General features: G+C 62.4%; 24 protein-coding genes. 19 read left to right on the plus strand and 5 right to left on the minus strand.

The genetic code is table 11. The features are described 5' to 3' along the window. Positions 1–108: 108 nt before the first annotated feature. The 11 genes from coxB to AVO45_RS08070 all read left to right on the plus strand — a co-directional run bounded on the left by coxB (position 109) and on the right by AVO45_RS08070 (position 10045). Entirely contained in the window at positions 109–945 is an 837-nt protein-coding gene (gene coxB / locus AVO45_RS08025) for a cytochrome c oxidase subunit II (RefSeq protein WP_068345732.1), read from the plus strand. Between the two features lie 89 nt (positions 946–1034). Next, positions 1035–1979: a heme o synthase gene (gene cyoE / locus AVO45_RS08030; RefSeq protein WP_068345734.1), complete on the plus strand. Its 945-nt coding sequence runs from the start codon at positions 1035–1037 to the stop codon at positions 1977–1979. After that, a complete protein-coding gene (locus AVO45_RS19875) occupies positions 1976–2137 on the plus strand; it encodes a hypothetical protein (protein WP_169796000.1) in 162 nt (53 codons plus the stop codon). Before cyoE ends, AVO45_RS19875 begins: the two co-directional genes overlap by 4 nt. Next, entirely contained in the window at positions 2137–2712 is a 576-nt protein-coding gene (locus tag AVO45_RS08035; protein WP_068345735.1) for a cytochrome c oxidase assembly protein, read from the plus strand. The genes AVO45_RS19875 and AVO45_RS08035 overlap by 1 nt, the downstream gene beginning before the upstream one ends. Positions 2713–2734: 22 nt before the next feature. Continuing rightward, the gene (locus tag AVO45_RS08040; protein ID WP_068345736.1) at positions 2735–3553 is read left to right on the plus strand and encodes a cytochrome c oxidase subunit 3; all 819 of its coding nucleotides are present in this window, start codon (positions 2735–2737) and stop codon (positions 3551–3553) included. A 210-nt stretch (positions 3554–3763) separates the two neighbouring features. Next, complete coding sequence (locus tag AVO45_RS08045; protein ID WP_068345737.1) at positions 3764–4441, plus strand: SURF1 family protein; 678 nt, start codon at positions 3764–3766, stop codon at positions 4439–4441. Beyond that, positions 4438–5826, plus strand: a complete 1389-nt coding sequence (gene thrC / locus AVO45_RS08050) for a threonine synthase (protein WP_068345738.1) — start codon at positions 4438–4440, stop codon at positions 5824–5826. The genes AVO45_RS08045 and thrC overlap by 4 nt, the downstream gene beginning before the upstream one ends. Further along, on the plus strand, positions 5823–7085 hold the full coding sequence (locus AVO45_RS08055; protein WP_068345739.1) for a M16 family metallopeptidase: 1263 nt from the start codon (positions 5823–5825) through the stop codon (positions 7083–7085). The genes thrC and AVO45_RS08055 overlap by 4 nt, the downstream gene beginning before the upstream one ends. Beyond that, the gene (locus AVO45_RS08060) at positions 7085–7669 is read left to right on the plus strand and encodes a GNAT family N-acetyltransferase (RefSeq protein WP_068345740.1); all 585 of its coding nucleotides are present in this window, start codon (positions 7085–7087) and stop codon (positions 7667–7669) included. The genes AVO45_RS08055 and AVO45_RS08060 overlap by 1 nt, the downstream gene beginning before the upstream one ends. Before the next feature lie 103 nt (positions 7670–7772). After that, positions 7773–8591: an MBL fold metallo-hydrolase gene (locus AVO45_RS08065; protein WP_068345743.1), complete on the plus strand. Its 819-nt coding sequence runs from the start codon at positions 7773–7775 to the stop codon at positions 8589–8591. 38 nt (positions 8592–8629) lie between these two features. Further along, entirely contained in the window at positions 8630–10045 is a 1416-nt protein-coding gene (locus AVO45_RS08070; RefSeq protein ID WP_068345745.1) for an FAD-binding oxidoreductase, read from the plus strand. Positions 10046–10058: 13 nt separating this feature from the next. Here the strand turns inward: AVO45_RS08070 and AVO45_RS08075 are convergent, their stop codons facing one another. The 3 genes from AVO45_RS08075 to AVO45_RS08085 form a co-directional block, all read right to left on the minus strand. Further along, the gene (locus AVO45_RS08075) at positions 10059–10598 is read right to left on the minus strand and encodes an adenine phosphoribosyltransferase (RefSeq protein WP_068345747.1); all 540 of its coding nucleotides are present in this window, start codon (positions 10596–10598) and stop codon (positions 10059–10061) included. A 108-nt stretch (positions 10599–10706) separates the two neighbouring features. Continuing rightward, the gene (locus AVO45_RS08080; protein WP_068345749.1) at positions 10707–11336 is read right to left on the minus strand and encodes a LysE family translocator; all 630 of its coding nucleotides are present in this window, start codon (positions 11334–11336) and stop codon (positions 10707–10709) included. A gap of 68 nt (positions 11337–11404) precedes the next feature. Then, positions 11405–12277: an S-methyl-5'-thioadenosine phosphorylase gene (locus AVO45_RS08085; protein WP_068345751.1), complete on the minus strand. Its 873-nt coding sequence runs from the start codon at positions 12275–12277 to the stop codon at positions 11405–11407. 225 nt (positions 12278–12502) lie between these two features. Here AVO45_RS08085 and AVO45_RS08090 point away from each other — a divergent pair, with 225 nt between their 5' ends. Beyond that, a complete protein-coding gene (locus AVO45_RS08090) occupies positions 12503–14131 on the plus strand; it encodes a SulP family inorganic anion transporter (RefSeq protein WP_068345752.1) in 1629 nt (542 codons plus the stop codon). A gap of 165 nt (positions 14132–14296) precedes the next feature. Here AVO45_RS08090 and AVO45_RS08095 read toward each other — a convergent pair whose 3' ends face one another. Beyond that, positions 14297–14902 carry a flavin reductase family protein gene (locus AVO45_RS08095; RefSeq protein ID WP_068345754.1) on the minus strand — a complete coding sequence of 202 codons (606 nt, stop codon included), beginning with the start codon at positions 14900–14902 and terminating at the stop codon, positions 14297–14299. A gap of 73 nt (positions 14903–14975) precedes the next feature. Here AVO45_RS08095 and AVO45_RS08100 point away from each other — a divergent pair, with 73 nt between their 5' ends. From AVO45_RS08100 to AVO45_RS08120, 5 genes are all read left to right on the plus strand, one after another. Continuing rightward, a complete protein-coding gene (locus AVO45_RS08100) occupies positions 14976–15470 on the plus strand; it encodes a GNAT family N-acetyltransferase (protein ID WP_068345756.1) in 495 nt (164 codons plus the stop codon). 55 nt (positions 15471–15525) lie between these two features. Beyond that, positions 15526–16284: an EcsC family protein gene (locus tag AVO45_RS08105; protein ID WP_068346668.1), complete on the plus strand. Its 759-nt coding sequence runs from the start codon at positions 15526–15528 to the stop codon at positions 16282–16284. A gap of 148 nt (positions 16285–16432) precedes the next feature. Beyond that, a complete protein-coding gene (locus tag AVO45_RS08110) occupies positions 16433–16885 on the plus strand; it encodes an NUDIX hydrolase (RefSeq protein ID WP_068345759.1) in 453 nt (150 codons plus the stop codon). A gap of 81 nt (positions 16886–16966) precedes the next feature. Beyond that, on the plus strand, positions 16967–17410 hold the full coding sequence (locus AVO45_RS08115) for a DUF1178 family protein (protein ID WP_068345761.1): 444 nt from the start codon (positions 16967–16969) through the stop codon (positions 17408–17410). A gap of 3 nt (positions 17411–17413) precedes the next feature. Beyond that, the gene (locus AVO45_RS08120; protein ID WP_068345763.1) at positions 17414–18052 is read left to right on the plus strand and encodes an SDR family oxidoreductase; all 639 of its coding nucleotides are present in this window, start codon (positions 17414–17416) and stop codon (positions 18050–18052) included. Here AVO45_RS08120 and AVO45_RS08125 read toward each other — a convergent pair. Next, on the minus strand, positions 18046–18399 hold the full coding sequence (locus tag AVO45_RS08125) for a hypothetical protein (RefSeq protein WP_068345764.1): 354 nt from the start codon (positions 18397–18399) through the stop codon (positions 18046–18048). The two genes, AVO45_RS08120 and AVO45_RS08125, sit on opposite strands and share 7 nt — an antisense overlap. Before the next feature lie 164 nt (positions 18400–18563). Here AVO45_RS08125 and AVO45_RS08130 point away from each other — a divergent pair, with 164 nt between their 5' ends. Both AVO45_RS08130 and ptsP read left to right on the plus strand, forming a co-directional pair. After that, positions 18564–19799, plus strand: a complete 1236-nt coding sequence (locus AVO45_RS08130) for an aspartate kinase (RefSeq protein ID WP_068345766.1) — start codon at positions 18564–18566, stop codon at positions 19797–19799. Between the two features lie 45 nt (positions 19800–19844). Further along, positions 19845–22088 carry a phosphoenolpyruvate--protein phosphotransferase gene (ptsP, locus tag AVO45_RS08135; protein ID WP_068345768.1) on the plus strand — a complete coding sequence of 748 codons (2244 nt, stop codon included), beginning with the start codon at positions 19845–19847 and terminating at the stop codon, positions 22086–22088. Positions 22089–22197 lie beyond the last annotated feature (109 nt).

A 22197-nucleotide genomic window follows, 5' to 3' on the forward strand; every position in this document is an offset into this window, starting at 1 on the left:
TCTAGCATCCGGAATATGATTTTAAACACAGCCAAAGACAACGGGAGGGGTGTGACCTGATTCACGTCCCCCTGCAGGGACGCAGAGATCAAACGATCAGGACAGAAAATGAAGAACGTTTTGACGCTTTCGGGGCTTTTCGCGGCCCTTTCCGGCCTGCCGGCCATGGCACAGGAACTGGAATCCATCGGCAAACCCGTGAGCGGGGGCTTGGGCTTTCAGCCTGCGGCGACCGAGCTGGCTCGTGACCTGCAATCGCTGGATGGTTTGATTCTCGTCATCATCACCGCCATCTGCCTGCTGGTCGGCGCGCTGCTGCTTTATTGCATCGTTCGCTTCAACACGCGCATGAATTCGACGCCCGCGAAATTCTCGCACTACACGCCGATCGAGATCGCCTGGACCGTCGGGCCGATCCTCATCCTGGTGTTCATCGGTGCGTTCTCGTTGCCGGTGCTGTTCAAGCAGCAGGAAATCCCCGAGGCTGACATCACCATCAAGGTGACCGGCTATCAGTGGTACTGGGGCTACGACTATGTCGACGAAGGCTTTGGTTTCGAAAGCTTCCTGCTCGAGAAGGACCAACTGGCCGAGTATGGCTATGCCGAGGACGAGTACCTGCTGGCAACTGACACCGCTGTCGTCGTTCCGGTCAACAAGACCATCGTGATGCAGGTAACCGGCGCTGACGTGATCCACTCGTGGACGATCCCGGCCTTTGGTGTGAAGCAGGACGCCGTTCCGGGCCGCCTGGCTGAGCTGTGGTTCAAGGCCGAAAAGGAAGGCATCTATTTCGGCCAGTGCTCCGAACTGTGCGGCAAGGATCACGCCTATATGCCGATCACCGTGAAAGTGGTCAGCGAAGAGGCCTATGCCGAATGGCTCGCGGGCGCCAAGGAAGAATATGCGGGCATCCCGCAGAGTTACCAGGTTGCATCGAACTGAGCCTGTGAGGGCGGGATGAAGCTCCGCCCCGTCCAGACGCCAAGTAGGGTGCGTGGAATCCACGCACCTTTCGCACCAAGGGACCCGAAATGAGCGACGCAAGCATCAACGCCAGCACGATCCGCGAGGACGAGGCCAGCTTTGGCGACTACTTCGCCCTGCTGAAGCCGCGCGTGATGTCGCTCGTGGTGTTCACGGCGCTGGTCGGCCTGCTGGCCGCTCCGGTCCCGGTCCATCCGGTGATCGGTTTCTGCGCCATCCTGTTCATCGCCATCGGGGGCGGTGCCTCGGGCGCGCTGAACATGTGGTGGGATGCGGATATCGACCGGGTGATGAAACGGACCAAGGGCCGCCCGATCCCGTCCGGCAAGGTCGAGCCCGGAGAGGCGATGGCGCTGGGTCTGGCACTGTCAGCCATGTCGGTGACGATGCTGGCGCTGGCGACGAACATCTTTGCGGGCGCCTTCCTGGCCTTCACCATCTTTTTCTACGTCGTGGTCTACACCATGTGGCTCAAGCGATCGACGCCGCAGAACATCGTGATCGGCGGGGCTGCCGGGGCCTTTCCGCCGGTGATCGGATGGATTGCCGCGACGGGATCGATGTCGGTTGAGCCGTGGCTGATGTTCGCGCTGACCTTCATGTGGACGCCGCCGCATTTCTGGGCGCTGGCCCTGTTCATGCGCTCGGACTACGACGATGCCGGCGTGCCCATGCTGACCGTGACCCATGGCCGCCCGGCGACGCGCAAGCACATCCTGTTCTACACGGCCATGCTGGCGTTGCTGGCCGTTGGCACCGCGTTTTCCGACATCGGTGGCCCGGTCTATCTGGTGGTGGCGATGGTTCTGAACGCCCTGTTCCTGCACGGCGCATGGAAAATCTCCCGCCGTGACGAAGAGGCGTCCGAAGCAGACAACTTCAAGGTCGAGCGTGGCTTTTTCAAACTCTCGCTGCTCTACCTGTTCCTGCATTTCGGCGCCATTCTGGCCGAAGCCCTGCTCAAGCCCTACGGGCTGGGAGGCTGGGGATGAGCCTGCGCAAGACACATGAGCTGCACCAGCGCCGCTTTGGCCGCAACCTGGGTGTTGCGCTGACGCTAGTCGCCTTCATCGTCATCGTTTTCGGTCTGACCGTGGTCAAGGTCACGAGGGGCGATTTCGAGCCGCCGCGCGGAGAGGTGCAGAACTGATGGCTCTCAACGGTCCCCAGAAAACGGTTGTTCAACTGGTTGGTGTGGTCGTGGTCATGGGTGCACTCGCCTGGGCCTCGGTGCCGTTCTACAACTGGTTCTGCCGGGTCACCGGCTTTGGTGGCACGACGGCCGTCGCCGAACAGGGCGCGGACACCGTTCTGGACAAGACCATCACGGTGCGCTTCGACGCCTCGAAGGAACGCGGCATGCCGTGGGAGTTCAAGCCGGTCGAGAACGAGATGAAGATCCGCATCGGCGAGACGGGGCTGGCTTTTTACGAGGCCTACAACCCGACCGACAGGCCCATTGCCGGGCAGGCGTCCTACAACGTGACGCCCTATTCGGCCGGTGGCTATTTCTCGAAAATCGCCTGTTTCTGTTTCGAGGAACAGGTGCTGCAACCGGGTGAGCGGGTTCAGATGCCCGTGACCTTCTTCGTCGATCCGGAGATCGTCGAGGATCCTGAAGCGAAATATGTGCATACGATCACTCTGTCGTATACATTCTACGAAATCGATCTGCCGGAGGGCTATGCAGCCCTTGACGGGCAGGCGAAAACAAACACGAACTAATGCCTGTAGGTGAGGGACGCTGATGGCACACGCTAAAAACCACGATTACCACATTCTGAACCCGTCGATCTGGCCGCTGATCGGCGCGGTTGGCGGCTTTGTGATGCTGTTCGGAGCCGTTCTGTGGATGCATGACGTCACAGCATTCGTGTTCTGGGCCGGGCTGATCGCCGTCCTCTACACCATGTACGGCTGGTGGTCGGACGTCGTGGCCGAAAGCCGTGCTGGCGACCATACCCCGGTGGTGCGGATTGGCCTGCGTTATGGCTTCATCCTGTTCATCATGTCCGAGGTGATGTTCTTCTTCGCCTGGTTCTGGTCGTTCTTCAAACACCGCATGTACCCGATGTATGAATATGCGGGCACCGAATACGTCCAGCCGGAGATCCACGCGGTCGACCCGTTCCACCTGCCGCTGATCAACACGCTGATCCTGCTGCTGTCGGGCTGTGCCGTTACCTGGGCGCACCATGCGCTGGTCCATGACAACGACCGCAAGGCGCTGGTTCAGGGTCTGGCCATCGGCATCGTTCTGGGCATCGCCTTTACCGCTCTGCAGGCCTATGAATACGCTGAACTGCTTCTGCATGAAGGCTGGGAATTCGGCGGTGACCAGTTCTATTCGAACTTCTTCATGGCAACCGGCTTCCACGGGGCGCACGTCATCATCGGCACCATCTTCCTGACGGTCTGCCTGATCCGGGCGATGCGCGGCGACTTCACGCCTGAAAAGCACATCGGGTTCGAGGCGGCAGCATGGTACTGGCACTTCGTTGACGTCGTCTGGCTGTTCCTGTTCTTCGCCGTCTACATCTGGGGACAGGCTCCGCTGTTCCACTGAGGTACGGCGAACCGGAATATCGTCGGGGCGCTGCGGTGCCCTGACGAAATCGGGCAAGGCCCGATAGAGCCGCCCCAAGGCGGCTTTTTCATTGCCGGATGGTCGTGATATTGCACCCGACACAATTGCGCGGTTGCAAAGCCCGCCATTCCGAACGTAACAAGGCACCGCTTCGCCGACCCCCGGCGTCCGAGGATTTCTGGACCTGACATGCGCCGCATCCTGTTCCTTCTGATATTTGGCCTGACCGGTCTGGCGATCCTGCTGTCGCTGGGCACATGGCAGGTTCAGCGGCTGGCCTGGAAAGAGGCCCTTCTGGCAGATATCGAGGCGCGTATCTCGGGTGACCCGGTTGGCCTGCCGGAAAGTCCCGATCCCGAGGCGGACCGCTTCCTGCCCGTCGCGGTTTCAGGCGAGTTGTTGCCGGGCGAGGTGCATGTTCTGGTTTCCGTCAAGCAGGTCGGCCCGGGATACCGGATCATCGCGCCATTCCGGGTTGGCGACAGAACCATCCTGCTGGATCGCGGTTTCGTCCGGATCGAGGACAAGGACAAGGACCGTCAGACCGGACCAATGGAGGTCACCGGAAACCTGCACTGGCCGGACGAGATCGACGGTTACACGCCAGAGCCGGACCTGAAGGAAAATATCTGGTTTGCGCGCGATGTTCCCGCGCTGGCCGCCGAACTCGATACGGAACCTGTTTTGTTGATTGCGCGCAGCAGAACCGACCCCGGTGTGACACCGCTGCCGGTGGACACGGCCGGCATTCCCAACGATCACCTTCAATATGCGGTTACCTGGTTCGGGCTGGCTCTGGTCTGGGCCGCCATGACCGCCTATTTCCTGTGGCGCGGCCGCGCCCCATCTGAAAGCAGAGAGCGATGAAATACATCTCGACCCGCGGGCAGGCGCCCGAACTGACCTTCGAAGAGGCGATGCTGACCGGTCTGGCACGCGATGGCGGCCTCTACCTGCCCGCCGAGATTCCGGTGATGACGAAGGACGAGATCGCGTCACTTGCTGGTCTGCCCTACGAGGAAATCGCGTTCCGGGTCATGTGGCCCTATGTCAGCGGGTCGTTCGCCGAGGACGAGTTCAAGAGCATCATCGCCCGCGCCTATCAGGGCTTCGGCCATGCCGCCCGCGCGCCGCTGAAGCAGCTGAACGAAAACCACTTCCTGCTGGAGTTGTTCCACGGGCCGACGCTGGCCTTCAAGGACTTCGCCATGCAACTGATCGGTCAGCTGTTCCAGGTGGCCCTCAAACGGCGGGGTGAGCGCGTGACGATCGTGGGCGCCACCAGCGGCGACACCGGCTCGGCCGCGATCGAGGCCTTCCGGGGGCTCGATGCGGTGGACGTGTTCATCCTGTTCCCCCATGGCCGCGTGTCCGAAGTGCAGCGCCGCCAGATGACCACGCCCGCCGACAGCAACGTGCATGCGCTGGCGCTGGAGGGCGATTTCGATGATTGCCAGGCCGCCGTGAAGGACATGTTCAACGATTTCGACTTCCGCGACGGGGTCAAGCTGGCCGGGGTGAACTCGATCAACTTCGCCCGCGTGCTGGCGCAGGTGGTCTATTACTTCTCGGCCGCGACCAGCCTGGGCGCGCCGCACCGCAAGGTCAGCTTCACCGTGCCCACCGGCAATTTCGGCGACATCTTCGCCGGCTACATCGCCAAGCGCATGGGGCTGCCGATCGACCGGCTGGTGGTGGCCACCAACCAGAACGACATCCTGCACCGCTGCCTGTCGGGCGAGGGTTATTACAAGGGCGACACAATCCCCTCGATCAGCCCGTCGATGGACATTCAGGTCAGTTCCAACTTCGAACGCGCGCTGTATTACGCCTATGGCGAGGACGGCAACGCCGTGGCGCAGTTGATGGAAGAGCTGAAATCGGGCGGCTTCGACGTCAGCCAGGGCGCGCTTCAGGCACTGCGCGAAACCTTTGACTCGGGGCGTGCGTCGGAAGAGGAAACGCTGGAGACGATCAAGGCGACCTTGGCATCCAGTGCCGAGTTGCTCTGCCCCCATTCCGCCGTTGGCGTGAAGGTGGGCGAAGAGCATCGCGCACCCGATGTCCCGATGATCACGCTCGCCACTGCGCATCCGGCGAAATTCCCCGCGGCGGTCGAACAGGCCAGCGGCGTGCATCCGCCTCTTCCCCCCCGGATGGCAGACCTGTATGAACGTCCGGAACGGGTGACCCGCATCACCAACGATCTGGGCGCCATCCAGGCACATATCAAAGGGCACATCTCTGCGTGACTGTTAGACAAGACCAACTGGCCAACGGATTTCGGATCGTCAGTGAACACATGCCGGGGCTGCAATCGGCGGCCATCGGAATCTGGGTGACGGCCGGCGGGCGTCACGAGCGGATCGAGCAGAACGGCATCGCGCATTTCCTCGAGCACATGGCGTTCAAGGGAACCGAACGCCGCACAGCTCTGGAAATTGCCGAGACGATCGAGGATGTGGGTGGCTACATCAACGCCTACACGTCGCGCGAGGTGACGGCCTATTACGCCCGTGTCCTCAAAGATGACGTGGCGCTGGCGTTGGACGTGATCGGCGACATCGTGTTGAACCCGGTCTTCGATCCCCACGAGATCGAGGTCGAGCGCGGCGTGATCCTGCAGGAGATCGGTCAGGCCCACGACACGCCCGACGACGTGATCTTTGACTGGCTGCAGGAGGAAAGCTATCGCGACCAGCCTCTGGGCCGGACCATCCTTGGCCCGTCCGAACGAGTCAGCGCCTTTTCCCGCGAGGATCTGTCGGCTTTCGTGAACGAGCATTACGGCCCCGACCAGATGATCCTGTCGGCTGCGGGTGCCGTGGACCATGACCAGTTGATGAAACTGGCCGAAGAAATGTTCGGACATCTTCAGCCGCGCAGGGGGCTGATCGCCGAGCCCGCCCGTTTCACCGGCGGCGAGGCGCGCCGGGAAAAGGCGCTGGAGCAGGCGCATTTCGCCCTGGCGCTGGAAAGCCCCGGCTATCGCGACGACGCGATCTATACCGCGCAGATCTATTCCTCGGCCCTGGGTGGCGGCATGTCCTCGCGCCTGTTCCAGGAGGTACGCGAGGTGCGCGGCCTTTGCTACACGATCTTTGCCCAGACCGGGGCCTATGCCGACACCGGAACCACGACCATCTATGCCGGTACATCCGCCGGTCAGGTCGCGGAACTGGCTGGGATCACCATCGACGAGATGAAGCGCGCGGCCGAGGACATGACGCCCGAGGAAGTCGCCCGCGCCCGTGCGCAGATGAAGGCCGGGATGCTGATGGGGCTTGAAAGTCCCTCGAACCGGGCGGAACGCCTGGCACGGCTGGTGCAGATCTGGGGCAAGGTGCCTGCGCTCGAGGAAACCATCGCGCGGATCGATGCGGTCACCACCGAGCAGGTGCGGGATTTTGCCGAGCAGATGGCCGTCAAGGCCCCGGCGGCGCTGGCGCTCTACGGGCCGGTTTCGGCGGCGCCCACGCTGGCCGAATTGCAGGAGAGGCGCGCGGCGTGATGCTTCTGGGCAGGCGCAAGCTGAAACTCGAGACCGAGCGGCTCAGCCTGCGCCCGCCCGCGCATTCCGATTTCCACGACTGGGCCGCGCTGCGGCGCGCCTCGAAGGAGTTCCTGACCCCTTGGGAACCCAGCTGGGCGCCCGACCATCTGAGCCGCAAGGCCTTCACCAACCGCGTCTATTGGGCTCAGCGGTCGGTGGCCAACGGCTCGGCGATTCCGTTGTTCCTGTTCCGGCGCGAGGACGACGTGCTGGTCGGCGCCATCACGTTGGACAATATCCGGCGCGGGCCTGCCCAGGCGGGAACGCTTGGATACTGGACCGGACAGGCTTTTGCGCGACAGGGCTACATGCGCGAAGCGATAGCTGCGCTTGTCCACTATGCCTTTGCGCGTTTGGACCTGAGCCGTATCGAGGCCGCCTGCCTGCCGGAAAACCGCGCCTCGCGCGGGCTGCTGGAGAGTTCCGGTTTCAAGTACGAAGGTGTCGCGCAGTCCTATCTGCAGATCAACGGGCGATGGCGTACGCATGTACTCTATGCCAGCCTGAGATCAGATCGTCGTGGCCGGACGGATGTCGGCTAGTTGGCCCTTCGGGCCATTGGGGCGCTGCCCCAAACCCCGGAGTATTTTTGAAAAGATGAAGAAGGCGATGTGACTCGGGCAGCGGTCACGCTACAATTTCCTCATGCGGTGGATATTGGCGGTGTTGATATTGCTGGCAAGTGGCGCGGCGGCACAAGAGCGGCGGCCGAGCCATTGCATTGCCATCGCCGACGCCGCGCCGGGTATCGAATATCTGCGCAAGGCCAGCTGGCAGGACCCGGTGCCCGAGTTCTCGGTTCGGGTCAGCTATGTCGCCCACGCGTCGTTTCTGATCCAGACTCGGGGCGGGTTGAACGTCGTAACTGACTTTACCGGCTTCATCGGCAGCGCGCCCCTGATCCCTGACGTGGTGACGATGAACCACGCCCATGAGACCCATTGGACTGCCCATCCCGACCCGGCCATTCCGCATGTCCTGCGGGGGTGGGGGCCGTTCGGAGAGGGGGTCGAGCACCATCTGGATCTTGGCGAGATGCTGATCCGCAATGTTTCGACCGACATCCGTTCGGTTTATGGCGGGGTGGAGGAGCGCGGCAATTCGATCTTCGTATTCGAAGTCGAGGGTCTGTGCATCGGCCATCTGGGGCATCTGCATCATATCCCGAGCGACGAGCAGTTCGCCGCATTGGGGCGGCTGGACGTGGTGATGGCGGCGGTGGATGGCGGCACGACCATGCCCTTGCCTGAAATGATCACGGTGCTCAAGCGGCTGAAGAGTTCGGTCATCATCCCGATGCACTGGTTCTCGGGATATTCGCTGGAACGTTTCCTGGAGGGTATCCGCGAGGATTTTGACATTCGCCGCGACGGGGTTTCGGAACTCGTCGTTTCGTTGCGCACGTTGCCGGACCGGCCAACGGTGGTCGTTCTGGAACCGCGATTTCTGATCGAACAGGAATAGGGCTTGCCGGGCGGCCGCGCCTTGGGCAAGGAAGAGGCATGGTTCTGAATCCCGCCGACGACAATTTTGCCTCGAAATTGCATGGTCTTTTGCCGCAGGACGTGTTCCGCCCGGTAGAAGCTAGGTATCTTGAGGAGCCGCGTGGACGCTACGCGGGGCAAGCCGGGATTCTGGCTGTGCCGCGCAATGTCGACGAGGTCGCAACGCTTGTTCGGGCGGCAGCCGAGGCGCGCGTGCCGGTTCTTCCTTATGGCGGCGGCACCGGGCTGGTCGGGGGGCAGGTCATGCCCGAAGGCCCCGCGCCGCTGGTGATCTCGATGGAGCGGATGAATGCCATCCGCAGCGTGCACCCGATCGAGAACGTGCTGGTGGCCGACGCGGGTGTCGTTCTGGCGGATATCCAGTCTGCGGCGCGCGAGGCGAACCGCCTGTTCCCCCTGTCGCTGGCTGCTGAAGGTTCCTGCCGGATTGGCGGCAACCTTTCGACCAATGCGGGCGGTGTCAACGTGCTGCGCTATGGCAATGCGCGGGAGCTGTGCCTTGGGCTCGAGGCCGTGTTGCCGAACGGAACGGTCTGGCACGGGTTGAGCCGGCTGAGAAAAGACAATACCGGCTATGACCTGCGCGACCTGTTGATCGGGGCCGAGGGAACGCTGGGGATCATCACCGCCGCCGCGCTGAAACTGTTTCCGGTGCCCGCCGATGTCGGAACCGCGGTCTTCGTGGTGCCGTCGCCCGAGGCCGCGCTGAAACTGTTGGCGCTGGTGCGGGAGCAGGTGGGCGAGGGCGTGAGCGCGTTTGAACTGATCCACGGTCAGGGCCTCGATTTCCTGGCCGAAGTCCTGCCGGACGTGCGGCAGCCATTTGCTGACCGGCCCGAGTGGTGCGTTCTGATCGAACTGGGGTTGCCGGCTGGCCTGAAGCCTGTCGAGGCGCTTGAAACGCTATACGAAGGCGCGGACGCGGCGGGTTTGGTGCTGGACGGGGTGATCGCCCAATCAGAAGCGCAGCGAAACGAACTCTGGTCCGTTCGCGAGCATATCCCCGAGGCCAACCGGCGGATCGGGTCGGTATCCAGTCACGATGTGTCCGTGCCGATTTCGGCCATCCCCGAGTTCATCCGGCGTGGAGCCGAGGTAGTCTCGGCTGTCGGGCCATTCCGGATCAACTGTTTCGGCCATCTGGGTGACGGAAACCTGCATTTCAACGTCTTTCCGATGGCGGGGCGCAGCCGGGACGCGCATGAGAACCAGCGCGAGGCGGTGAAGCGCTCCGTGCATGACCTTGTGCATGAGATGGGCGGATCGGTCAGTGCCGAACACGGCATAGGCCGGATGAAGGTTGCCGATCTGGAACGTTATGGTGATCCGGCCCGGTTGGAGGCCATGCGCGCCATCAAGCAGGCGCTCGATCCGGCCGGGATCATGAATCCCGGCGCGGTGCTGCGTGCCTGATTGTTCAGGTGGCTTACAGGCCTTCGAACTCGCACAGGACGTGGACGTCCATGCCCATGTCCTCGAGGATCTTGCGACCGCCGAGTTCCGGCAGATCGACGACAAAGGCGCAAGAAACGATCTCGCCGCCCAGACGCTGGATCAGCTTGATTCCTGCGGCGGCGGTGCCTCCGGTCGCGATCAGGTCGTCGACCATCAGCACCTTCTCTCCGGGCTGGATCGCGTCGTCGTGGATTTCCACGATCGCCTCGCCATATTCCAGCTTGTACTCTTGGCTGATCGTGGTGCCGGGCAGTTTGCCCTTCTTGCGGATCGGAACGAAGCCGACGCTCAGCTGGTGCGCGATTGCGCCGCCCAGAATGAAGCCCCGTGCTTCCAGCCCGACGACCTTGTCGATGCGCTCGCCGGCATAGGGGTGCAGCATCTGGTCGATTGCCATGCGAAAGCCGCGCGGATCCGCAAACAGCGTCGTCACGTCGCGAAACATGATCCCTTCATGGGGGAAGTCGACAATGGTGCGGATGTAGTCTTTGACGGTTTTGTTTCTGGGCATGTGCCACCCCCATAGCGCCGAAATTCACGCAGGTGTTTGGCGCAACGGGGGCGGTCATGCAAGGGGAAGCTTGGGTTCGGGTTGCCGCTGACGCTACGGACGCTTGCCTCAGGCCGGTCGGCGCAAGACCGCAGTTGCCATACCCATCCCGATCAAAGCGACCCCGCCCAGCCGCGTCAGCCCGTTGACCACGTTGGCCCGCCCGATCACCCGCCGCAGCCGGTCGGCCAGCAGGGCATAGGCCAGTGCGTTGATCCATGCCAGACCGACGAAGGTGGCGATCAGAATGGCGAACTGCGGCGCCAGAGGCTCGCTTGGCCGCAGAAACTGCGGCACGAAGGCGATGAAAAAGGCGATGGACTTGGGGTTGAGCGCCGTAACGGCCGCCGCATGGAAGAACACGCTATGTGGCGTGACCTCCCGCCCGGTTTCGACCGCTCTCAAACCGCTGGTCGGGGCGCTGCGCAGCAGCTTGATGCCCAGCCAGACCAGATAGGCGGCCCCGATCCATTTGAGAACGGAAAACAAGGTCGCCGAGGCCAGCACCAACGCGCCCAGCCCCAGAAGTGACGCGGTCATGGCGATGAGATCGTCCAGGGCCACTCCGGTCGCCGAGGCAACGGCGACACTGCGCCCCTTGGACAAGGCGTAGCTGAGCACCAGAAGAACCGTGGGGCCAGGGATCAGCAGCAACGCGGTGGACGCGGCGACAAAGGCCAGCCAGAGTTCTATGGGCATGGGGCGCTCCTGTGGCAATCGGAGCATACAGGCCACCTGTGTGGCGGCCTGTCAAGCCGGTCTGTCGGTCACAAGACGCGCCCGGCGACCGCATCCAGCTTGGCCACAAGCGCCGGGTCGCGTTTCTCGGGCGCGGTCAGAACCGCGTATTCCAGCGCGCGGTCACATCCATGAGGACAGGGCGCGCGCTCGGCCCCCAGAAGGGCGGGCAGCCCCTTGACCAGCGCACGGCCCTTCTCGGCATTGCCGGTCAGGGTGGCGATGATTGCCGCGATGTCCACTTCGCCGTGGTCGGGGTGCCAGCTGTCATAGTCGGTGACCATGGCGATGGACGCGTAGCAAAGTTCGGCCTCGCGGGCGAGTTTCGCCTCGGGCATATTCGTCATCCCGATCACGTCACAGCCCCATTGTTCGCGATACATCTTCGATTCCGCCAGCGTCGAGAACTGCGGCCCCTCCATCGCCAGATAGGTGCCGCCGCGATGGATCGTGATCCCGGCGGCGCGGCCGGCCGTTTCGCAGGCATCGGACAGGCGCGGGCAGGTGGGTTCGGCGACGCTCACATGAGCCACGAAACCGGTGCCGAAAAAGCTTTTCTCGCGGGCAAAGGTCCGGTCGATGAACTGATCGACGATCACGAAGTCGCCCGGCGCCATGTGCTCGCGAAACGAGCCGCAGGCCGAAACCGAGATCACGTCCGTCACCCCGATGCGCTTGAGCGCGTCGATATTCGCGCGATAGGGAACCTCGGTGGGGGAATGGACATGGCCGCGCCCATGGCGTGGAAGAAAGGCCATCTCGACCCCATCCAGCGAGCCGGTCAGAATCTGGTCAGACGGTTCACCCCATGGGGTTTCGACGGTCACCCATTCGGCATTTTTCAGCCCGTCAATGTCATAGATGCCGGATCCGCCGATGACGGCGATTTTCGATTGGGTCACCTGTGCTCTCCCTGCCGGTTCCAGTGGTTTCGTGTGGGATTTCTGCGGATTGCAGCCGGAATTGGCAAGGGCGAATGCCGAACTTCCGGCGGTGGCACGCCTCCGCGCTACGCGCCGCCATGCGTTTGATGCATGTCAGTATCCCGCCGGGTGCAGTGGCTCATGTTCGCTTCAGGCTGTAGAAGGCCCTTTTGCGCGAATCGAAATCACCGACAGGACTGTCCGATGCCCCGAGCCTTGATGGCAAGTGTTGCCAATCGCCTCGCCATACCCGATCTGAGCTGGATGCCTGACGAGGGGCTTACGCCATCGCGTCTGCGGATCGAATTGCTGTCTGGCCTGACGGTCGCTCTGGCGCTGGTGCCCGAGGCGGTGGCCTTTGCCTTTGTTGCAGGCGTACACCCGCTGGTTGGTCTTTATGCCGCCTTCCTGGTGGGGCTGATCACCGCCCTGATCGGCGGCCGCCCCGGCATGATTTCCGGCGCGACCGGTGCTCTGGCGGTCGTGATGGTGTCTCTGGTGGCGCAACACGGGGTCGAATACCTTTTTGCGACGGTGGTCCTGATGGGGATCCTGCAGATCATTGCCGGCGTCATGCAATGGGGCCGGTTCATCCGGCTGGTGCCGCACCCGGTGATGCTGGGCTTTGTCAACGGCTTGGCCATCGTGATCTTTCTGGCGCAGATGGGGCAGTTCAAGGTGCCGGGGTCCATGGAGAATACCGGGCACGGTCTGGGCGGTGGCGAGTGGCTGTCGGGCCTGCAACTCTACACCATGCTGGGGCTGGTGGCGCTGACCATGGCGGTGATCTGGGTCATGCCGCGCATCACCCGTGTCGTTCCCGCGCCGCTGGCAGGGATCGCCGTGGTCGCCGCCGTCGTGATCGGGTTCGGCCTCGATGTGCCGCGCGTCGGCGACATGGCGTCGATCGAGGGCGGGCTGCCGCAATTCCATATCCCCATGGTGCCGTTAAACTGGGAGACGTTGAAAATCATTCTGCCGTATTCGGTGATCCTGGCGGCTATCGGCCTGATCGAGTCGCTGCTGACCCTGAACCTGGTCGGAGACATTACCGGCAAGCGGGGCGGTGCTTCGCAGGAGTGCATCGCGCAGGGAACAGCCAACGTCGTCACCGGGTTTTTCGGCGGGATGGGTGGTTGCGCCATGATCGGTCAATCGATGATCAACGTGAAATCCGGCGGCCGCACCCGCATCGCGGGGATCGCAGCAGCGCTGTTCCTGCTGCTGTTCATCCTGGTGGGCTCGCCCCTGATCGAACAGATCCCTCTGGCGGCGCTGGTCGGCGTGATGTTCATGGTGGTGATCGGAACCTTTGCCTGGAACTCTTTCAACATCCTGCGCAAGGTGCCGCTGATGGATGCCTTCGTGATCGTTCTGGTGACGGTCGTGACAGTGATGGAAGACCTTGCCGTTGCGGTGGTCGTTGGCGTGATCGTCTCGGCGCTGGCCTATGCTTGGAACAATGCCAAGCGCATTCACGCCGAGACCGAGGAAACGGAAGACGGCGTAAAGATCTATAGGGTCGTGGGGCCGCTGTTCTTCGGTTCGTCGGATGGCTTCGTCGAGCTTTTTGACCCGAAAACTGATCCCGAGAACGTGGTCGTGGACTTCGCGAACAGCCGCGTCGTTGATCAATCCGCCCTGCAGGCGATCGAGGCGGTGGCCGCAAAATATGAGGCCGAGGGAAAGCAGCTCCAGTTGCGCCACCTGAGCCGCGACTGCCACCAGTTGCTGACAAAGGCTGGCCATCTGATGGTCGACAGTGATGATGACCCGGATTACGGGCTGGCAGTGAACTACTCGGTTCGCACTGGTATCCTCGGCGGACACTGAAGCCGCTGGAGTCGCTTGGTTGTCAGCTAGGATGCGAGGCTCTGCCTCGCGCTCCGGGATATTTAAAGCCAGATGAAGTGTGAGCCAGCTTCCTTCATCTGGCTTTAAATATCCCGGGGGAGTCGCCGCAGGCGACGGGGGCAGCGCCCCCGAGGGAACAGGTATTTAATCGTCTGGTCGTTTGAGGCTGAACAGGTCGCGAACCACTGAATAGTCCCGGTAACCCAGGCGGGCCACCGGCTGGAACGTGGTTACATCGAACTTGCCGTCCCTCAGGCAGTCATCGCGCAGGTTGATGCCGGTAACCTCACCGAACACGACACGGTTGGCTTCGCCGGGCAGAGTGACGATTTGGGTCACCTTGCACTCGAGCGCCGCCGGGGCCCCTTCAATTCGGGCGCAGTCGATCGTTTCGCACTCCACCGGGGTCAGGCCGGCATGGGCGAACTCGTCGGTTTCCCTGGGTAGCGTCGCGGAACTGGCGTTCATCGCGTCGCGCTGGGCGTATTCGACGATGTTGACGCAGAAAACGCCGGTTGCCTCGATATTGGCCATGCTGTCCTTGGTGTCGCCCTGGTCGGGTTTGGTTCCTGTCGAGGCAAACATGACTTGCGGCGGCTCATAGGCGACGCCGTTGAAAAAGGAATATGGCGCGAGATTGTTGATCCCGTCCCCGTCACGCGATGATATCCAGCCGATCGGCCGGGGGGTGATGATTGCGTTGAAGGGATTGTGCGGCAGGCCATGGCCATCTTCGGGACGATAGAACATTGAAAACTCCAAGCGTTTGCCCAAGGCGTAACGAAGTGCTAGGGCGAATGCCACAGTTGAAAAGAGGGCAGGGGTGCAGCAGTTCCGGATCAGACCCGAAGAGCCGGGCGATTGGTGGGAGGTCGAAGCTCTCTATGACCTGTGCTTTGCGCCGGGGCGCGAGGCGCTGTCATCCTACCGCCTGCGCGATGATGTTCCGCCGGTCGCGGGGCTGTCGATGGTGGCCCGCGACGGAGAGGGGATTCTGGCAGGGGCCATAAGGTTCTGGCCGGTTCATGTCGGGAACCTTGATGCGCTCTTGCTGGGGCCAGTGGCCGTCCACCCGACGCATCAGGGCGAAGGGCTGGGTGGGTACCTCATCCGCGAAGGCATCTCTGCTGGCCGGAAAAAGGGGTGGCAGCGGGTCATGCTGGTGGGGGATGCGCCCTATTATTCCCGCTTCGGTTTCAAGCGCCTTTCGGGGGTCGAGATGCCGCCGCCCACCAACCCCGAGCGGGTTCTGGGGCTGGAATTGACCCCGGGCAGTTGGGACGGTGTCCGGGGCGCGGTCTCGCGGTGGAGCAAATAGACCATTGAAACCTGTCCTCTCTGCACCGATCTTTTGACAAAGGGAGCGGATGCCGATGCAGGACGTCATTCTTGTTGAGAACGTCGATGCCGAAGCTGAACTGGATCGGCTGGCGGCGGAATACAAGGCAGCCGGCGGCGCGGCGATCCGCCTGCTGAACAGGTTTGGCGGAAAGGCCGAAGAACTGCTGGGCCAGTTGCCTCCGCCTGTTCGCGACGGTCTGTACGAGGCCACCGAAAAGGCGCTCTGGATCGCGGTGCGCGCTGCGCAGGGGTCGCGCCGGGCCGTGCCGGACCAGAAACCCTGGATCAACACGGCGGTCGCCACGGCGATGGGAACCGCCGGCGGGTTCGGAGGGCTGCCGACGGCCCTGGTCGAACTGCCCGTGACCACAACGATGCTGCTCAGGGCCATACAGGGCGTCGCCGCAGAGGAGGGTTTTGACCCCGGCGAAGAGAACGTGATGTTCGATTGCGTCCGGGTCCTCGCAGCGGCAGGGCCTCTGGCGCAGGATGACGGGGCGGATCTGGGATTCTTCTCGGTGCGTCTGACATTGACGGGCAGCACCGCGCAACGCCTGATTTCCAGCGTGGCGCCGCGTCTTGCAAGCGCCTTGGGGCAGAAACTGGCGGCGCAGACCGTTCCGGTTCTGGGGGCGGTGGCGGGCGGCAGCACCAACTACATCTATGCGCGCTATTACCAGCAGGTTGCGCGGGTGCATTTCGGGCTGCGCAACCTCGCGGTCAATTCGGATATCCCCCATGAAGAACTCGTGGAGCGGCTGGCGGCCAGGATGAAGCGAAAGTTGATGTGATCTTTCACATACACCCGTGACACGTATGCAAGAGACGCTTCGATATATGGTGTCAGAGAGCGGTATTGGGGCGACATGTGGGCATGCACCTTCAGGTGCCACCTGACTCGAAGCAATTTTCCGGATAAGATGGGGCCAAGGAGGGAAAATGAACGCCAAGCTGTCCGGAAAGCACCAGTTCGAAACCGGCACCAGCGTGGTGCGGCAGCAATTCGGTGCATTGTGCTACCGAATTGACAACGGAAAGCTGCAGATCCTGCTGGTGACATCACGCGATACCGGCCGCTGGATCATTCCCAAGGGGTGGCCGGAAGGTGATCTTGATCCGGCAAGTTCCGCGAGCCGGGAAGCATGGGAGGAGGCCGGTGTCGTCGGGGTATGCAAGCCCAAAAACCTCGGTCGGTTTTCATATCTCAAGAGGCGGCCAAGCAAGGGGAACATCGTTTGTCTGGTCGAAGTATTCCCGTTGCGCGTTCGCAAGCTTGCATCCGACTACCCCGAGGCCGGGCAGAGGCGTCGCAAATGGTTCTCGCGGAAAAAGGCGGCACAACGTGTGAGCGACCCGGGTCTGGCCGGGATTCTGCGTGAATTTCGGCCATGATCGTGAACCATGCCGTGATGAAGGCTTGATCTTGTCAGGGCGGTGGATATCTATCCATGAACCCGAAATGGTGAGAATTCGATGATTCAATACGCCTTGAAATGCAGCGAAGGTCACAGTTTTGACAGCTGGTTCCAGTCGGCCGAGGCTTTTGACAAGCTGTCCGCCGCTGGAATGGTGGCCTGTGCGGTCTGTGGCAGCAGCAAGGTGGAAAAGGCGATCATGACACCGCGCGTGCGGCCGGCGCGCAATGCGGTGAAACAGGCGGGTGAGGCAAGTGAAAACAAGCTTTCCGACCCCGCTTCGGCGGCCGAGCAGGCCCTTGCGGAACTGCGGCGCAAAATCGAAGCGAATGCGGATTACGTCGGCAAGGATTTCGCCGACGAGGCCCGCAAGATCCACCTTGGCGAGGCACCCGAGCGGTCGATCTATGGAGAGGCCCGCGCGGATGAGGCCAAGGCGCTGGCCGAAGAGGGCGTGCCCGTCGCTCTTCTTCCCTTTGTCCCGAACAGAAAGACCAACTGATCCATGCATGTCGTGATCACCGGGGCCAATCGAGGAATTGGCCGGGCTTTGGCGGATCTGTATCGACAGGGTGGGCATGAGGTTACGGGAACGGCAAGGGATGGCAGCGCCCAGATCACGCTGGACGTGACAGACCCGGCACAGCACGCCACCGTGGCGCGGGAGCTGAGAGACAGGCCGGTGGACCTATTGGTCTGCAATGCAGGTGTTTTTCTGGACAAGGGTCAGCAACTTGATGGCTACCCGGCCGATATGTGGGCGCAGACCTTCGCCGCCAATGTCACCGGCGTTTTCCTGACCATTCAGGCGCTCTTGCCCAATCTCAGGGCTGCCGGCGGAAAAATCGCGATCATCTCGTCGCAAATGGCGTCGGATACCACTGCGCCGGGCGGCAGCTACATCTACCGGGCGTCCAAGGCGGCGGCGCTCAACCTGGGGCGCAACCTGGCCGTCGATCTGCGCGGCGAGGGGATCGCCGTGGGCATCTACCACCCGGGTTGGGTCCAGACCGACATGGGGGGCGGTGCTGCGGACATCACCGTTGACGAGGCTGCCTCGGGCCTGTGCGCGCGGTTCGCGGCGCTTTCGCTCGAAACCACAGGCTGTTTCGAGACCTGGGATGGGCGACCCCATCCCTACTGATTTGCGACGGCAGCCTTGGGGATTTCGTAGACTTCGCTGGGTTCGATGAAAATCACCAAGATGTCCCCGCGGGTCTCCGACGTGATCTTTGACGCGGAACTGGACGATGTGGGCGCGCCGTTTTCAAAGTAAATCCGCCGAACCTCGCCGGTTTTGAGCTGCACGGCAAGCGTTGCGGTTCCGTCATCCTTGCGGCGCAGTTCGGCCGGGCAGCTTTCGACCGGCATCCCCGCCGTTGCGCAGGGGACCGTGCCCAGGGCGTTCTGGCCATCCGTGCCGGACTGCGTGGCGACCTGGGCGGTGGCTGGCGAAGCGAGCAGGCCAAGGAGAAGAAGAAATCTGTGCATCTGGAACCTCGAGAAAGGAAATTTCCGCTAGGCTGGCACCGGCTTGCGGCAAAGTAAAGCGATCCGGCGCCGGGGTTGCGACATGTTTGTCCACTTGCCCTTGAAGGGCGCCTCGCATATGAGGCACGGAACCGGAATTCCAAGGCGCGGAGACACTTGGCCCCATGCCCGTACTCGTGATGAAATTTGGTGGCACCTCGGTTGCCAATCTCGACCGCATCCGCCGCGCGGCGAAACGTGTCGGCGTCGAGGTGGCCAAAGGCTATGACGTGATCGTCATCGTTTCGGCCATGTCGGGCAAGACCAACGAACTGGTTGGCTGGGTCGACGAGATTTCCCCGCTTTACGATGCGCGCGAATACGACGCCGTCGTGTCGTCGGGCGAGAACGTGACTGCCGGCCTGATGGCGCTGACCCTGCAGGAAATGGATATTCCCGCCCGCAGCTGGCAGGGCTGGCAGGTGCCGCTGATCACCACCAGCGCCCATTCGGCAGCCCGGATCGAAGAGATCCCCACCGACAACATCAACCAGAAATTCGCGGAAGGCATGAAGGTTGCCGTCGTGGCAGGCTTTCAGGGCATCTCGCCCGAGGGCCGTATCACCACGCTGGGCCGGGGCGGCTCGGATACCACGGCGGTTGCGTTTGCCGCGGCCTTCGGCGCGGAACGCTGCGATATCTATACCGACGTGGATGGTGTCTATACGACCGACCCGCGCATCTGCAGCAAGGCGCGCAAGCTGGACAAGATCTCGTTCGAGGAAATGCTCGAACTCGCCTCGCTCGGGGCCAAGGTGCTGCAGACCCGTTCGGTCGAACTGGCGATGCGCTACAAAGTGAAACTGCGTGTTCTTTCGAGTTTCGAGGAACAATCCGACGCGGCCGGCACGCTGGTCTGCGATGAGGAGGAAATCATGGAATCCAATGTTGTCTCCGGTGTCGCCTACTCGCGCGACGAAGCCCAGATGACCCTGCTGTCGGTGGCCGACCGCCCCGGCATCGCCGCCACCATCTTTGGCGCCCTGTCGGATGCAGGGGTGGTTGTGGACATGATCGTGCAGGACATCTCGGAAGAGGGCCGGACGAACATGACCTTCAGCCTGCCCGTCGATCAGGTCAAGCGCGCCGAGAAAGCCATGAACGAGATCAAGGGCGTTGCGCTCAACTTTGACGTGCTGCAGATCGAGCCGGATGTCGCCAAGGTTTCGGTCGTGGGAATCGGCATGCGGTCTCAGTCGGGCGTGGCGGCCAAGATGTTCAAGGTGCTCTCGGATGAGGGGATCAACATCAAGGTCATTACAACCTCAGAGATCAAAATTTCCGTTCTCATCGAGCGGAAATACATGGAACTTGCCGTTCAGGCGCTGCATGATGCGTTTGAATTGGACAAGGCAGCCTGAGTATCCCGAAACAGGCCAGCCTGACACCGTAATGTGACTGGGGCCATGGCTGACGGCACCGAAACCGAATCCCGCAAGCTGCTGGGGCGGCTGCGCGAGGAAATGGCCAGCGAGGCGGCTGGCCAGGAGCGGCTGGACCGGATCACCCATCTGATCGCGGACAGCATGCGCTGCGAGGTGTGCTCGATCTATCTGTTCCGGGACGAGGAAACGCTTGAACTGTGCGCGACCGAGGGGCTTGCGGCCGAGGCCGTTCACAAGACCCGGATGCGGATGGGCGAAGGTCTGGTCGGTCGCGTCGCGAAATACGGTCAGGTCATCAACACGGCTGATGCGCCTTCGGAAAAGGGTTTCCGGTACATGCCGGAAACCGGTGAAGAACGGTTTTCCTCGTTTCTTGGGGTGCCGATTCAGCGGCTTGGCGAAAAGCTGGGCGTTCTGGTCGTGCAGTCCCGGGAAGAGCGGGAATTTTCGGCGGACGAGATCTATGCGCTGGAGGTCGTCGCGATGGTTCTGGCCGAGATGGCCGAACTGGGCGCCTTCATCGGCGAAGGCGCGGCCCTGTCGCCATTGCACCAGCACTCGGTGGTTCTGAAAGGCGGGCCGGCGCAGGAAGGCTCTGCCGAAGGCCATGTGTGGCTGCACGAACCGCGCGTGGTCGTCACCAACCCGATTGCCGAAGACCCGCAGAGGGAACTGGAAAGGCTCAACGAAGCGGTCGAGGAATTGCGCGTCGGTGTCGACAAGATGCTCGAAATCTCTCAAGGCGGCGACAAGGAGCATCTTCAAGTCCTCGAGGCCTACAGGATGTTCGCCAATTCCAAGGGCTGGATGCGGCGCATGGAAGAGGACATCGCCCGCGGCCTGAGCGCCGAGGCCGCCGTCGAAAAGGAACAGTCGCAGGCGCGGGCGCGCATGAGCCAGGTCTCGGACGCCTATCTGCGCGACCGCCTCGCGGATCTGGACGACCTCAGCAATCGCCTGCTGCGCATCCTGACCGGTCAGGGAAACAACACCGGCGCCGAATTGCCGCCCGATCCGATCCTGATCGCGCGCAACATAGGGCCGGGTGACCTGTTGGAATATGGCCGGTCGCTCAAGGGCATCGTGCTCGAAGAGGGGTCGGTTGGCAGCCATGCGACCATCGTGGCGCGTGCCCTGGCGATTCCGCTGGTCGTTCACGTTGACCGCATCACCACCGAGGCGCTGAACGGCGACCACATCCTTGTGGATGGCGATCACGGTGTCGTTCACCTGCGCCCCGAAGAAAGCGTCGTCGGGGCGTTTCGCGACAAGATCGCCATGCAGGCCGAGGCGCAGGAACGTTACGCTTCGATCCGGGACAAGCCGACGGTCACGCGTGACGGTCAACAAATCGACCTGGTAATGAATGCCGGTCTGATGGCCGACCTGCCGTCGCTGCCCAGTTCCGGCGCCGAAGGGGTCGGCCTGTTCAGGACCGAATTGCAGTTCCTCTTGCAGAACAAGATGCCGAAGCGGTCGGAACTGGTGGCGCAATACGAACGGGTTCTGGATGCCGCCATGGGCAAGCGGGTCGTGTTCCGCACGCTGGATATCGGCTCGGACAAGGTTCTGCCCTACATGAAACATGTCGCCGAGCCGAACCCGGCCCTGGGCTGGCGGGCGATTCGGGTCGGTCTGGACAAGAAAGGCGTGATGCGGATGCAGCTTCAGGCCTTGATCCGGGCGGCCAAGGGGCGGCCGTTGACCATCATGTTCCCGTTCGTAGCACAGGCCGAGGAATTTCGCGCCGCGCGCGCCGAGGTCGAAAAGACGATCGCCCGCGAAAAGCGGCTTGGGCACACCCTGCCGGAAACGCTTGAAATCGGCGCGATGCTGGAAACGCCATCATTGGCCTTCGCGCCTCAGAAATTCTTCGAAGAGGTCGATTTCATCTCGATCGGCGCCAATGACCTGAAGCAGTTCTTTTTTGCCGCCGACCGCGAGAATGAACTGGTGCGGCGCAGGTATGACACGCTGAATGTCAGCTTCCTAAGCTTCATCGAGCGCATCGTCGAACGGTGCGCGGTCTCCGACACACCGTTGAGTTTCTGCGGTGAGGACGCGGGGCGCCCGATCGAGGCGCTGTGCCTTGCGGCGATGGGTATTCGTTGCCTGTCTATGCGCCCGGCCTCCATCGGGCCGGTGAAAAGCCTGCTCTTGCGGTCTGATCTGGGCGAAATCCGCAAGATCATCGCGGATGCACGGCACCGGGGCGACCAGTCCGTGCGACCTGCGGTCATGGACTGGCTGCGCAACAACGGATAGGTCTTTTCCGCACCCGGCGGTGCCGGGGCTCTGATCGACCCTTGCCTTTTTCTCGAATTGGCCTATCAACATCTGCAAGATGTTAGCGATAACGGACGGTGGGGGCATT

Origin of the sequence: Ruegeria marisrubri (assembly GCF_001507595.1) — a bacterium.
Taxonomy (GTDB): Bacteria; Pseudomonadota; Alphaproteobacteria; order Rhodobacterales; family Rhodobacteraceae; genus Ruegeria; species Ruegeria marisrubri.